Annotated in this window: 12 protein-coding genes and 1 tRNA gene; 7 read left to right on the forward strand and 6 right to left on the reverse strand. The window is 42.0% G+C overall.

Translation table 11 applies throughout. From position 1 onward, the window contains the following. Positions 1–7: 7 nt before the first annotated feature. The 3 genes from infB to ICL16_RS23115 all read left to right on the forward strand — a co-directional run bounded on the left by infB (position 8) and on the right by ICL16_RS23115 (position 5,281). Positions 8–3,121 (forward strand): translation initiation factor IF-2, encoded by a 3,114-nt coding sequence (infB, locus tag ICL16_RS23105; protein ID WP_190832714.1) that lies wholly within the window; start codon positions 8–10, stop codon positions 3,119–3,121. A 119-nt stretch (positions 3,122–3,240) separates the two neighbouring features. Next, positions 3,241–3,438, forward strand: coding sequence for a hypothetical protein (locus tag ICL16_RS23110; protein ID WP_190832407.1), 198 nt, complete (start codon positions 3,241–3,243; stop codon positions 3,436–3,438). 178 nt (positions 3,439–3,616) lie between these two features. Beyond that, complete coding sequence (locus tag ICL16_RS23115) at positions 3,617–5,281, forward strand: DUF1565 domain-containing protein (RefSeq protein WP_190832722.1); 1,665 nt, start codon at positions 3,617–3,619, stop codon at positions 5,279–5,281. Positions 5,282–5,587: 306 nt separating this feature from the next. Here ICL16_RS23115 and ICL16_RS23120 read toward each other — a convergent pair whose 3' ends face one another. Then, positions 5,588–5,857, reverse strand: a complete 270-nt coding sequence (locus ICL16_RS23120; RefSeq protein ID WP_190832410.1) for a DUF3493 domain-containing protein — start codon at positions 5,855–5,857, stop codon at positions 5,588–5,590. Between the two features lie 34 nt (positions 5,858–5,891). Between ICL16_RS23120 and ICL16_RS23125 the strand changes: the two genes are divergently transcribed. Next, a tRNA-Thr gene (locus ICL16_RS23125) sits at positions 5,892–5,963 on the forward strand. Positions 5,964–5,975: 12 nt separating this feature from the next. On the opposite strand, the gene ICL16_RS23130 is transcribed toward ICL16_RS23125, so the two are convergent. Beyond that, entirely contained in the window at positions 5,976–7,028 is a 1,053-nt protein-coding gene (locus ICL16_RS23130) for a response regulator (RefSeq protein WP_190832412.1), read from the reverse strand. A 125-nt stretch (positions 7,029–7,153) separates the two neighbouring features. Here ICL16_RS23130 and ICL16_RS23135 point away from each other — a divergent pair, with 125 nt between their 5' ends. Beyond that, the gene (locus ICL16_RS23135) at positions 7,154–7,414 is read left to right on the forward strand and encodes a CRR7 family NDH-1 assembly protein (RefSeq protein ID WP_190832423.1); all 261 of its coding nucleotides are present in this window, start codon (positions 7,154–7,156) and stop codon (positions 7,412–7,414) included. A gap of 70 nt (positions 7,415–7,484) precedes the next feature. On the opposite strand, the gene ICL16_RS23140 is transcribed toward ICL16_RS23135, so the two are convergent. After that, on the reverse strand, positions 7,485–8,039 hold the full coding sequence (locus ICL16_RS23140; protein WP_190832425.1) for a DUF2854 domain-containing protein: 555 nt from the start codon (positions 8,037–8,039) through the stop codon (positions 7,485–7,487). Between the two features lie 172 nt (positions 8,040–8,211). Here ICL16_RS23140 and ICL16_RS23145 point away from each other — a divergent pair, with 172 nt between their 5' ends. Then, positions 8,212–8,391, forward strand: a complete 180-nt coding sequence (locus ICL16_RS23145; protein ID WP_190832428.1) for a hypothetical protein — start codon at positions 8,212–8,214, stop codon at positions 8,389–8,391. A gap of 145 nt (positions 8,392–8,536) precedes the next feature. Here ICL16_RS23145 and ICL16_RS23150 read toward each other — a convergent pair whose 3' ends face one another. From ICL16_RS23150 to ICL16_RS23160, 3 genes are all read right to left on the reverse strand, one after another. Further along, positions 8,537–8,926 (reverse strand): response regulator, encoded by a 390-nt coding sequence (locus ICL16_RS23150; protein ID WP_190832431.1) that lies wholly within the window; start codon positions 8,924–8,926, stop codon positions 8,537–8,539. Between the two features lie 162 nt (positions 8,927–9,088). Continuing rightward, on the reverse strand, positions 9,089–11,293 hold the full coding sequence (gene ppk1, locus ICL16_RS23155; RefSeq protein ID WP_190832439.1) for a polyphosphate kinase 1: 2,205 nt from the start codon (positions 11,291–11,293) through the stop codon (positions 9,089–9,091). 193 nt (positions 11,294–11,486) lie between these two features. After that, positions 11,487–11,951: a hypothetical protein gene (locus ICL16_RS23160; RefSeq protein WP_190832441.1), complete on the reverse strand. Its 465-nt coding sequence runs from the start codon at positions 11,949–11,951 to the stop codon at positions 11,487–11,489. Positions 11,952–12,172: 221 nt separating this feature from the next. Between ICL16_RS23160 and ICL16_RS23165 the strand changes: the two genes are divergently transcribed. Continuing rightward, on the forward strand, positions 12,173–12,604 hold the full coding sequence (locus ICL16_RS23165) for a hypothetical protein (protein WP_190832443.1): 432 nt from the start codon (positions 12,173–12,175) through the stop codon (positions 12,602–12,604). Positions 12,605–12,633 lie beyond the last annotated feature (29 nt).

The raw sequence follows: 12,633 nt of genomic DNA on the forward strand, positions 1-12,633 counted from the left end.
AGAGTGGATGAACAACGGCAAAGTTAGAATCTACGAATTATCAAAGGAATTGAATTTGGATAACAAAGAGCTACTAGCAATTTGCGACCAGCTCAACATCGCGGTCAAAAGCCATAGCAGTACAATTACAGAATCAGAAGCAGAAAGGATCCGCGCTCAAGCGGAAAAAAACGCGGCGATACAACAAGTGACGCCGAATCGGGATCATGGCATAATAAGCCATAAAGCAAATTCATCACCAAATGGCTCAATAGCTCGACCAGCACCTAATAAACAACAAATTTTGGAGATTCGTAAACCTATACCTATTCGGAATAACACGGCAAACGCCCCAGATGCGTCGCCTGCTACCAATACAGAAATTGCTTCCTCTGAAGTTTCAACTCCATCACCCCCTCGCCCCTTCGCTACACCAGCCTCAACGATGAAGCCCTTGGCACCAACTCGACCTGTAACCCGGAATCAGTCGGAAACCACAGAGCAAACTTCTGTGGTGGACGTGGACAACAAGCCCAATAACCAACAGTCAGTAGAAAAAGTGGCAGCAGAAAAACCAGAAAAACCAGCTGCGCCCAGACATAGACAAGAAAGACCCCAAAAGCCGCAATTGTCAGCGCCACCAACAAGACCAGTTGATGAAAAACCAAGTCCACCTCAACTTAGTCAAGGTGAGCGACCAATCCTAAAGCGCGATCGCGACGCTGTAAAACCAAAGGTCAAAGCAGCAGCACCAACTGGGGAAACACAAGCACCACAAGGAGCACCGCAAAAATCTGGGCGTCCCACTCCGGCACCGACGAAACCGGAGCAGAAGGTGCGGCCCTCAAGTCCTGGTGGAATAGACGCGCCAAGACCAAAGCCAACTCGTCCAGATCCTTCCTCGCCATCAATGCCCATCGCTACTCCACCAAGACCTGTACAAGTAGCAGCGCAAAAATCAGATGTAATTGAAGAAGTACCAGCAGTTGGCGTAGATATTCTCGAACTCAAACGCCCAACACCGCCACGCATAGCTAAAGGCGGCAAAAAATGGCAAGAAGAGGAAATTGACGAAGTAAAAGAGTCAGCTAAGGTAGGTAAGGGCGTTACCAAAGGTAAGCGTACCAAACCAATAGTTGATGACTTTGAAGACGAAGACGATTTACTACTAGATGAAGAAGGACTGGAAATACCAGCAGCAGTCCAAGTAAGTCTTTCCATCGCACGTCCACCTAAACCTAAGTCAGCAAGAGCATCTGTGCCAGCAGCAGTTGCAGTCGCAACTCCAACTAAAAATAAAAAGTCGTCCGGACGCGAACAAAACCAAAATCGTCAACAAAAGCAGGCAGAACAAAAGCGCGAACGTCCAGAAAAAGTGGTGATCACAGGTCCTCTGACAGTTCAAGAACTGGCAGAGGTACTGGCGATACCTGATACGGAAATTGTCAAAATCCTGTTTATGAAAGGGATGGCAGTAAGTATCACTCAAAATCTTGATGTTCCAACTATTACTTCGGTGGCAACAGACTTAGAAATAGAAGTCGAAACAGCCGAACCAGAAGCAGAAGCCCGCAAAGTCACCGAAATGCTGGATGTGGAAGACCTGGAAAATCTCCAGCGACGACCACCAGTAGTAACAATTATGGGTCACGTAGACCACGGCAAAACAACCCTGCTCGACTCGATTCGCAAAACCAAGGTGGCGGCAGGGGAAGCAGGTGGTATTACTCAGCACATTGGTGCTTACCACGTAGATGTGGAACACGCAGGCAAAATGCAGCAGGTAGTATTCTTAGATACACCTGGACACGAAGCATTCACAGCAATGCGGGCACGGGGTGCAAGGGTAACAGACATCGCTATTCTTGTCGTAGCCGCTGATGATGGTGTAAGACCTCAAACAGTGGAAGCCATCAGCCACGCTCAAGCCGCCGAAGTACCAATTGTCGTAGCAATCAACAAAATCGACAAAGAAGGGGCACAGCCAGACAGGGTTAAGCAAGAGTTGACTCAGTATGGGATGACGCCAGAAGAATGGGGCGGTGAGACGATTATGGTTCCGGTGAGCGCTATTAAGGGTGAAAACCTGGATACGCTCTTAGAAATGATTCTGCTGGTAGCAGAAGTAGAAGAACTCTCGGCTAACCCCGACCGCCTCGCTAAAGGAACTGTAATTGAAGCACATCTGGATAAGGCAAAGGGAGCAGTAGCAACTCTGTTAATCCAGAATGGCACCCTGCACGTCGGCGATTTGTTGGTGGCAGGCTCCGTATTTGGTAAAGTTCGGGCAATGGTAGATGACGGAGGTAAGAGAGTAGAAGCAGCTAGTCCATCCTTTGCAGTTGAGGTACTGGGCTTAAGCGAAGTACCAGCAGCAGGCGACGAATTCGAGGTATTCAGCAACGAAAAACAAGCACGAGCGATCGCCACACAACGCGCCGAAAAACAGCGTCAGTCCCGCCTACTCCAAGGACGTGTCACTCTGACAACTTTGTCCGCTCAAGCTCAAGAAGGCGAGTTGAAAGAACTCAACTTGATTCTCAAAGGCGACGTACAAGGTTCGGTAGAAGCCATCATCGGATCGCTCAGGCAAATTCCGCAAAACGAAGTGCAAATTCGCATGTTGTTGGCATCGGCAGGAGAAATCACTCAAACAGATATCGACTTAGCCGCAGCCAGTGGAGCCGTAATTATTGGCTTCAACACTACCTACGCCAGTGGTGCAAGACAAGCCGCCGACGAAGCAGGTGTGGATGTGCGCGAGTACGACATTATCTACAAACTCCTCGAAGACATTCAAGGAGCTTTAGAAGGATTGCTAGAACCAGAGTTGGTTGAAGAACCTCTTGGACAAGCAGAAGTACGTGCTGTCTTCCCAGTTGGGCGTGGAGCCGTTGCTGGTTGCTACGTTCAGTCGGGTAAGCTACTTCGTAACTGCAAAGTGCGGGTACGTCGCAGTGGTAAGGTGATTTACGATGGCGTTCTAGACTCACTCAAGCGGATGAAAGAAGATGCACGCGAAGTAAATGCCGGTTATGAATGCGGCGTGGGCATTGATAAATTTAATGAATGGGTTGAAGGTGACATTCTTGACGCCTTCCAAATGGTAACCAAGCGTCGCAGTCTCACTATGACAAGATAAACAGTGATGTTAAATTTTGTAAAGACGCCCCACCGGGGCGTCTCTACTGTGACGCTGAATGCATTTTATTGCTGAACAGACAGGTATAACTGTTAAAGTAACAATTAAGGTGCGGTACTATGGCTCGAATTCACACAAATAACAGTCCCCAATTTCAGGGTGATACTGAAATGTGGAATAGTTTAAAATGGGCGATCGCAGCTAGCTCAGGTTTCCAACGTTGGCAATCAGAACGCGGCGCTCAATTGCAACACTTAAGTCTTGAACAACAAGTACAACGGTATTTACGGGAAACATTAGAAACTTTAGCATACTAAGTATAGTAAGGTTTGTAAATTTTTATATAAGCGTGCAGTTGAAGAATATAGGGAACCCAGCTGCTTTTGTGCTGGTCATACGGTTATAGTTTGGCAAGGATACTGTAAAGACGTTCCGCCGGAACGTCTCTACATTGCACAAACTATGACTACTAGCACATTGAATTTGCAAATCAAAATGAAATCTCAGGGATTGTATATTCCGCTACAATATTTTTCTATTTATTCAGGACTCACAGTCTTACTCTTTTCCACTAGCTCAATGCTGCTACCACTTCAAGTAAACGCTGGTGCAGCCAAAGTTGGAATCACAGTAACTCAAGCCCAAGTTCCAACTACTGAAGCAGTTATTTACGTCAACCCACAAACTGGTACAGATACTACAGGTGTCGGTAAAGACGAAGCCAAGCCCTATAAAACTATCACCAACGCGCTCAAAGACGCTCAAGCGGGTACAGTTATTCAACTGGCTCCTGGTACGTATAACCAAGAGAGCGGAGAAACCTTTCCGTTATTAATTAAACAAGGTGTGACTCTACGGGGTGATGAATCTAATAAAGGTCAGGCAGTATTAATTACAGGTAGTGGTATTTATATTAGTCCCACCTTTGCTCGTCAAAATATGACAATTCGCGCCGATAAAGATAGTACAATCACTGGCGTAACTGTCACTAACCCAGAGAACCGTGGTACTGGTGTGTGGGTTGAATCAACCAATGCGGTAATTACGAACAGTACATTTACGAACAGTATTCGCGATGGTGTTTTTCTTACAGGAACAGCCAATCCGAAAATAGAAAATAATATCTTTGTCCAAAACAAAGGCAATGGAATTTCTATCGCTAAGTCTGCCTCTGGACAGATTCGTAATAACTTATTTCAAGATACAGGATTTGGAGTAGCCATAAGTGATCTGGCATCACCTTTAATTAGTGATAACCAAATTATTCAAAATAATGGTGGCATTGTCATCAACGGTTCTGCTAAACCAGTGCTACGTAACAACGTTATTGAAAATAATCGAGATCATGGTTTAGTTGCAATTCAAAATGCACAACCAGATTTAGGTACTCAAGAAAATCCTGGCAAAAATCTTATCCGTAACAACGGTAGCAAAGACAAGAAAAAATTCTTTGATGTATTAAATGCGACTACAGGCAGTACAATAGTGGCGATCGGCAATGATATTGAACCAGGTCGAATTTCTGGTAAAGTCGATTTGGTCGTCGCTAAAGTTGAACCACCCGCAAGCGGTGCAACTGCATTTAAGGATGTACCTACAGGTTACTGGGCAAAAAGCTACATTGAAGCTTTAGCAGCTAAAAACATTATTGCTGGCTTTGGTGATGGCAATTTTAAACCCAACGAACCTGTCACTCGCGCTCAATTTGCCGCCATTGTTACCAAAGCTTTTGAACCAGCAGCAAAGCGACAGAAGAATGAGTTTCCTGATGTAAATCGCAACTTCTGGGGATACCAAGTAATTCAATCAGCCTACCAAGGTAACTTTGTTTCTGGTTATCCTGATCGCACTTTTAAACCTCAGCAGCAAATTCCCCGTGTGCAGGTTCTAGTTTCCTTAGCTAATGGTTTGGGTTTGACTGCTCAAAATCAAACTGTACTCTCAGTATATACCGATGCTGCTCAGATTCCCAAGTATGCCACAGATTCAGTCGCAGCAGCAACAGCACGGCAATTAGTCGTTAACTACCCAACAATTGGGCAACTCAGTCCTAATCGTCAGGCAACTAGGGCAGAAGTAGCGGCTTTTGTTTATCAAGCTTTGGTTAATGCAGGGCGTGCGCAAGTTATTGCATCACCCTATTTAGTCAAGGTTCCTTAAAGTAGAGACGCTCCGGCGGAGCGTCTCTACGACTCCTTTAAAATTAAAAGCGCCAGACATGTAAATTAACAGTCTGGCGCTTGTATTGTAGTTTTTTATACTAATTTTGGGGTCTTTAAAATTGGCTGACCCCTTTTTATTAAAGCGGTTTTATATTCAAGGTCTTTATCTAAGCTGACCTCGTTTCAACAATTACTAGTTTCTAATGAAATGTGTTATTTCTCAGAATTCCTAATATTTTTTTAATTTTCCTGTCATGATTGTTGTTTATTGTATAGAAATTTAACGTATTTTCAGAAAACCCACTTATGAAAGTCTTTGCCCACGTTGCTCCAAAAGCCAGAGAAAAACCATCAGAGCAACCACTCCCACTTGAAGGGCTAGGTTAGGCAATACACTATCAACATTACGTCCAGCAAGTAGCTGTGTAAAAAAGATAAATGCACCAATAGAACCAGAAGCACCACAAACTAGGTAAATAAATTTTCGTAAGCCACGGTAAGGCGCTTTCATTTCTGCTTTGAGACGGGCATATTGTTCAGGTTTAATACGATTTTGAGAATTGGGTTCTACCATTTTGATAATTATGCTATAATCTTTGATTGTGTACGCCGATGTGGCTCAGTGGTAGAGCAGCTGATTCGTAACCAGCAGGTCACGGGTTCAAATCCCGTCATCGGCTTTTATAAGATCATTAATAGTTTACTTGTTTAAGAATAATACGATTGCGTCCCTCAGCTTTTGCTTGGTATAGTCCCTTATCTGCTGCCTCAATTAAACCTGAGGGCGAAGTTTCAAAACTGGGGATGGTAGTCGCGACTCCTAAACTGAGGGTGACGTACTGACTAACAGCAGACTCAGAATGAACAATTTCCAGTTCCCTGACTCCGGCTTGCATCGTCGCCGCAACGTGAACTGCACCAGCCGCCGAGGTATTGGGCATAATCACCGCAAATTCTTCTCCGCCATAACGCGCTACTAAATCCTGATTTTTCTGCGCTGTAGCATTTAAAACACCTGCTACCCTTTGCAGGCACATATCTCCAGCAGGATGACCATACTTATCGTTGTAAAGTTTGAAGAAATCGATATCGCACAAAATAAGTGACAAGGGCGTTGGCGTTGCGTCAGGAGGAGAATTGTGTACTAAATTTAACCACTGAGTATTTAAGTAGTGGTCAAATCGGCGACGATTCGCTACTCTCGTTAAGCCATCTAGATTAGCCAGATCCTGTAAAGCTTGATTGGCGGCTTCTAACTGTTTATATAATTGTGCTTGTTGCAGTAGCCGTCGTACCCTTTGGCGCAATACAGCCCAATGAATTGGTTTGGTAACAAAATCGCTTGCTCCCGACTCAAAGGCACGATCTACTGACTCTGGATCATCCAAACCTGTAATCATTAATATAGGGGTGCGATCCCACAATTTAGAAATAATGGTATTACCAAAAAAAGATTCAGAATCGAAAGAGGACAGTGCCAGTACTAAATTATTCTTAGCAATCTGAATCAACTCTTTACAACACGTAAAGCCATCCATAACTGGCATAATGGCATCGAGCAAAACTAAATCGGGTTTGACATCAGTGTAAGCATCTAAACACTGCTTGCCATTACTGACTTCAATCACTCGATACCCTTGTTTTTCCATAGCTTCACGCAACAGCACTCGCGTGGTTTTGTCATCATCAGCCACGAGAATTAGAGGGGGTTGGGTTGGATTAAACAATGGCCTTGTGCCTGACATTAGTAGTGTTTTACAAAAAAATGAGATTAAGAATGTATCATGCTTAGAGCATGGAGTTGAAAATGTTATTATTTATGATGCCCAAGTTTTAACCTGTAATTGCCATCAGAGTTGTAAATCTCCTCATGCCTGACCCACTCATGTATCGGCAGGATCATTTTGTTGTTCTGGAAACAAATCAACCAGAGCAATTTTTGACTGCCTCAGAATTGTTAACAAAGCTCACTTCCATTCTTCAAACGATGAACTTTGAAGATTTACCCTCAGATTTGCGTTCTTTTGATTCACACCAAGCGCAAGCACAATATTTAATCGACACTAGTTGCGACTTAGATTTGGGTCCTGATCAATATTTACAGTGGTACGCTGTACGATTAGAAAAGTAGAGACGCCCCACCGGAGCGTCTGTACCATGATGTTGATTGTAGAGACGCCCCGCCGGGGCGTCTGTAAGTATCATGTAGATTTAGGCGTAGTAATTAAAGCTAGTTCTATTTGATTTGGTTCTTTCTGTGTTACTGTAACCTCTACTCCAGGACCAAAATATTTAGTCATCTTTTCTAACTTATTTTGCCACTCATCAATTGCTACTTGGGGCGAGTCAAACTCTAGAATTAAGGCGTAAGCTCCATTAACTTCGGTTTCTCTTAACCCAGTTAGTACTGGCTGCTCTTCTTCCATAGCACCAAGACCGAGAAAAGATAAAGTGCTATCTAGATGAGCATCTTGACCATAGCGATACCGGGTGATGTCTTGACGGATTTGATTTTGTGTGCTAGTGGCTTGCTGCTTTTGTAATGCTAATACTGCTGGCGTTGTTGGTTGAGTGAAGGGTACAGGCTTAAGTTCACTGGCTTTAAGTGCTAAGCCTCCAAGTAGTAAGGGAATCCCGTAGAAAAATCCTGCCAGATTGAGTGTAGCATTATTGCCAGCGTAGGCGACGAAGCCAATAATAGTTAAAATGCTACCAATAGTTAAACCTAGTGTTCCTAAAGAAATTTTGCGTAACATGAGCTGAGGTTGATGGATATCCGTTAAAATCTCAGCATAGTGGAAAGATATCTATAGGCACAAGCAGTGGCGATCGCCTAACTCGGCGACAAAATTGCTATATATTATAATAATTATTGACTACTTGCGCTCTTGTTGGAATTTAATAACTGTTAAGTACGGTAATACGGATATGGATTTACTAACTTTAAAAGAAAGGATTGCCATTGTTAAAAGTAAAAGAGAGTATTTGCTTAGTCTCTTGGAGCAACCAAATTTGGGGACTTTGAGAGTTGATGTCAATCAGGCTTTGGAAGAAATGGACGAGTTAATTGATGAATATAGACGCACCTTTCCACAAGACGCAAACTAATTTGCTCACTTATTAATGGTATAAACAATAAAAATGCGTCGGTTACAAATATTTTTCAACTAAAGTACCGACGCCATTAAATAATCTGTTATTCCCAATTTGGGACTGAGCCGAGCCTGTTGCGCTGTATATTTCATGATTTCCTTTAACACTGAGCGTGTCCCAACTGTCTAACTAAAGCAACCAATTCAGTTGTTGGTGTATCTTTTTTACAAAAGGCATCCAGATTCCCCATTTCTCTGGACTTACTATCCTCCATTGACGAGTAAGCAATGATTTGAGTATCTGGAGCAATTGTTTTAATTTTACAAGATGCACTCCATCCATCCATAATTGGCATCTGTAAATCTAAGACGATGACATCTGGATAGTGGCGTTTAACCATTTCTACAGCTTCTTGACCGTTACTGGCTAAACCTACAACTTGAATATTTTCTTGGCATGAAAAAGCTAACTTTAAAGTTAAACGAGTCAGTTCGTGATCGTCAACTACTAGAACTTTTAAGGTAGAAGGTTTACAAGACAACATTAACATCCAAGCAAACTAGAAAGATAGTGTAAGATAACTCTTATAGTCTATGAGAACAACAGCCATTACTTACTCTATCCAATGGTTGAATAAACTGTGTTATTCTGTTGCAAATAGTTAGATTCCTTAGTAAAAATTAAATTTTTCTAAAAAAGCTGAGTTGATCCATTAATCTTTATGAGTATGTTTTGAATTAATTAAGTTGGCAGTGATACTAGTAGATCGATTAGCCATAGACATCAGAGTTTTTTGTGAACTAGCTTCAGGACAATCAATCCCAGGACGCCTCTGAATGTAATTGCCATCTGGTTGTAACTCCCAAGCTTGGCGGTTATCTGCCAGCATAATGCCCAAAATCTCTTGCAAATCTTTAGCAATATCTTGGTCTTCTACTGGAGTAATTACTTCTACTCTTCTATCGAGATTGCGTGGCATCCAGTCGGCACTACCAATGTAAATTTCTTCTTGTCCGTGATTGTAAAAATAATACATGCGGGAGTGTTCTAAGAAGCGCCCAACAATGCTAACAACGCGAATATTTTCACTAATGTCTTTTAATCCAGGGCGCAAACAGCAAATTCCTCGGACAATTAAATCAATTTGTACCCCAGCACGGGAAGCTTCATATAAAGTAGCGATAATTTGCGGATCTACCAAGGAATTCATTTTGGCAACAATCCGCCCATTAGAGCCATTTCGAGTTGCTTCGATTTCACGCCGAATCAAAGCGTCAAAGCGATCGCGCATATTCACTGGTGCTACCAACAATTTTCGATAAGACTTTTGCCGTGAATACCCTGTCAAGTAATTAAATACATCTGTAACATCAGAGCCGATTTCCGGACTACAAGTAAACAACCCTAAGTCTGTATAAATTCGCGCTGTTTTCTGGTTGTAATTACCAGTACCGACATGTACGTAACGGCGAATACTGTCTTGTTCACGCCGCACTACCAAGACAATTTTACTATGAGTTTTTAGCCCGACTAAACCATAAACAACATGAATTCCGAAGCTTTCTAAGCGTCTTGCCCAGCTAATATTATTCTCTTCGTCAAACCGTGCTTTTAGTTCCACCAATACAGACACCTGCTTACCATTTTCTGCAGCAGCAATTAAGGCATTAAGTATCGGCGAGTCGCTAGTTGTGCGATAAAGAGTCATTTTAATCGCCAACACATCCGGATCGTGGGCAGCAGTGGTAATAAACCGTACCACCGAAGCTGAAAAAGATTGATAGGGATGATGTACGAATAAATCCCGTTCCCTGATGACAGCAAAAAAGTCTTTTCCTTCCTCGATGGAGCGTCTATTCGAGTTCAGATTCGGTTCCCTAATCCTTTGCAAACGGGGATGTACTACAGACTGCCAAGGCGCGTCTTTGAGCTCAGGCAATGGTAATGCCATAAAGTACATCAGATCCCGCAGCCCCAATAAACCTTCTACTTCGTAAATATCTGTTTGTGCTAAGCCTAAATCTTCCAATAGCCTAGAACGAACTGAGTCTGGAGTTTGGGGTTGAATTTCCAGCCTTACTGTCGAACCACCAACACGCCTTTTACGTATTTCCTGTTCAATCGCTAACAACAAGTCATCAGCTTCATCTTCTTCTACTTCTATATCGGCATCACGAGTAATGCGGAAGGGATGATATTCCTGAATATTCATCCCTGGAAATAGAGACTCCAAGTTATGGGCTATCACCTGTTCTAGTGGTGTACCTGTCCAAACAGCTGCTTCGAGGTCGTGGTGAATTCCCAACTCCGTCGGTAGGGAAACAAATCGTGGTAGGATGTTATTTGGTACTTTAACTCTGGCAAACAATTCCTCTTCTGTTTCTGGGTTCTTGACTACCACTGCCAGATTTAAACTGAGGTTAGAAATGTGGGGAAAAGGATGGCTAGGATCAACAGCCAAGGGAGTGAGAACAGGAAAGATTTGCTCCTCAAAGTAGTTATCTAGATATTTTTGCTGTTTTTCCGTCAAATCCATATAGTTGAGGATGTGAACACCATGATGAGAAAGCAATGGTCGAATAACTTCCTCGAAATGTTGATGTTGTTGGGCTACTTGAGGACGTAAAGTCAAGCTAATTTCATCTAACTGTTGTTGGGGTGTGCGCCCATCGAAACTTAATTGGCTGACTTTGGCTTCTACCTGTTGCTTTAATACCGCAACACGTACCATAAAAAATTCGTCTAAGTTGGAACTGGCGATCGCCAGAAACTTCAGACGTTCGAGAAGTGGTGTGCGCGAGTCGCAAGCTTCATATAAAACTCTACTGTTAAATTCCAACCAGCTTAACTCTCGGTTGAAATAATATTGCGGATCGCTTAGATTAATCGGGTGGACTGTCTTTTTTGATTTAGGCATTTCGGAGCAGAAGCTGAGTATAGCTCATTCTACAGGGGAATATTCAATATACTACAGGTTTATTCCCCTATAGGATCTAATATTAACCAGAGTGAAAAACTGTCAATTGTGACGATAAAAGAAGAAATACGGTGTAGTAAAGATAAATTTATTACATATATAATTTAAATATTTATAGCAAATTGAATTTTGTTCAATTATTGTAAAACATACAATCAGGTATTGCTGCTGCACCTTGTTTTATTACAGCTAGCTTTGTAAAAGTAATAACAGAACTATTATCTTCTTCTAAATTTATTTTGACAATTAGATTATAAGCATTTTTATTCAAATTACCGATGACATATTGTCCACAGCTATTAGAAGTTTGCGAGTTTTTAGTAATAGTTTTAGTCAAACCACCATAATATAATTCATAAATTCTTACTGTGTATTTAGTATTTGGTATTAAATCAGTGACAAAAAATGTACCGTTATCATCTGTGGAAGTTACTCCAGCCTTAACAGTATTTACTTGTGCAAGTAATAGTTTATGAAGACTAATGGTCTTTAATTGAGGAACAAAGAAGTTTTGTTGCAGTAAATTAGATTCAGATTGAGCAACTAGTGTCGGAAATAATACAAATAATATCGTAAGCAGATGATTCAATATTTTCATTTTGACTCCTCAAGAAACCGGGTTTCTTTAAGAAAATCGGTTTCTAATTAAAGCGCGATCTCACAAAGCACACGCTATGTGACCACACCAATTTAATGAATTATTTTTCTCATTTATAAGCGCCAAGATTTATGATTAACTTCAGTATTATTGCTGAAGTTACTTGGCAAATGTGAAGTTAAATTTAAAACGTGAACACAAACTATCCCATTTAATTAACCATGAATAAATTGTCTGTTCAACTATCTTCAATCGTTAAAGGAAGCGTCTGCTTATTAAGTTTGATCAGCTTAGGAAATTTCATGGCAGCACCAGCAAAAGCAGACCAAGCTTCCGCTCGTGGTGCTGTGACAATTGTTAGACCTTCTGGTTCTTCTTTCAGCGTTTCTGGTGAAGTTACTCTACCCGCTAGTTTATATTATAATGGTGCATTAACAGTTACACCTACTTCGACAAATCCAGGAACAAATCAAGAAGTTGCAACTCTCAATGTAACACCAGGAGAAGTTACAGCTATACCTGATGATGCTGCAAACTCATTCGACGCTCAAGTAACGCAAGAGTTGATAAACGCCACAACAATTGAAGATAAAGCAACGATCATTAAAGCGGCTGTTGGTGCAGATGGTATTAGTGGTGGTGCTATGGATTAAACAAATGTTTTCTTTCTGCTACTGGTGAA

This window comes from Iningainema tapete BLCC-T55 (assembly GCF_014698965.1).
In the GTDB taxonomy this organism is placed as follows: domain Bacteria; phylum Cyanobacteriota; class Cyanobacteriia; order Cyanobacteriales; family Nostocaceae; genus Iningainema; species Iningainema tapete.

Bases quoted from the DNA above. Each gene is read 5' to 3' on its own strand.
- infB (WP_190832714.1), top strand. From the start codon at position 8: ATGAACAACGGCAAAGTTAGAATCTACGAATTATCAAAGGAATTGAAT.
- ICL16_RS23110 (WP_190832407.1), top strand. From the start codon at position 3,241: ATGGCTCGAATTCACACAAATAACAGTCCCCAATTTCAGGGTGATACT.
- ICL16_RS23115 (WP_190832722.1), top strand. From the start codon at position 3,617: ATGAAATCTCAGGGATTGTATATTCCGCTACAATATTTTTCTATTTAT.
- ICL16_RS23120 (WP_190832410.1), bottom strand. From the start codon at position 5,857: ATGGTAGAACCCAATTCTCAAAATCGTATTAAACCTGAACAATATGCC.
- ICL16_RS23130 (WP_190832412.1), bottom strand. From the start codon at position 7,028: ATGTCAGGCACAAGGCCATTGTTTAATCCAACCCAACCCCCTCTAATT.
- ICL16_RS23135 (WP_190832423.1), top strand. From the start codon at position 7,154: ATGCCTGACCCACTCATGTATCGGCAGGATCATTTTGTTGTTCTGGAA.
- ICL16_RS23140 (WP_190832425.1), bottom strand. From the start codon at position 8,039: ATGTTACGCAAAATTTCTTTAGGAACACTAGGTTTAACTATTGGTAGC.
- ICL16_RS23145 (WP_190832428.1), top strand. From the start codon at position 8,212: ATGGATTTACTAACTTTAAAAGAAAGGATTGCCATTGTTAAAAGTAAA.
- ICL16_RS23150 (WP_190832431.1), bottom strand. From the start codon at position 8,926: ATGTTAATGTTGTCTTGTAAACCTTCTACCTTAAAAGTTCTAGTAGTT.
- ppk1 (WP_190832439.1), bottom strand. From the start codon at position 11,293: ATGCCTAAATCAAAAAAGACAGTCCACCCGATTAATCTAAGCGATCCG.
- ICL16_RS23160 (WP_190832441.1), bottom strand. From the start codon at position 11,951: ATGAAAATATTGAATCATCTGCTTACGATATTATTTGTATTATTTCCG.
- ICL16_RS23165 (WP_190832443.1), top strand. From the start codon at position 12,173: ATGAATAAATTGTCTGTTCAACTATCTTCAATCGTTAAAGGAAGCGTC.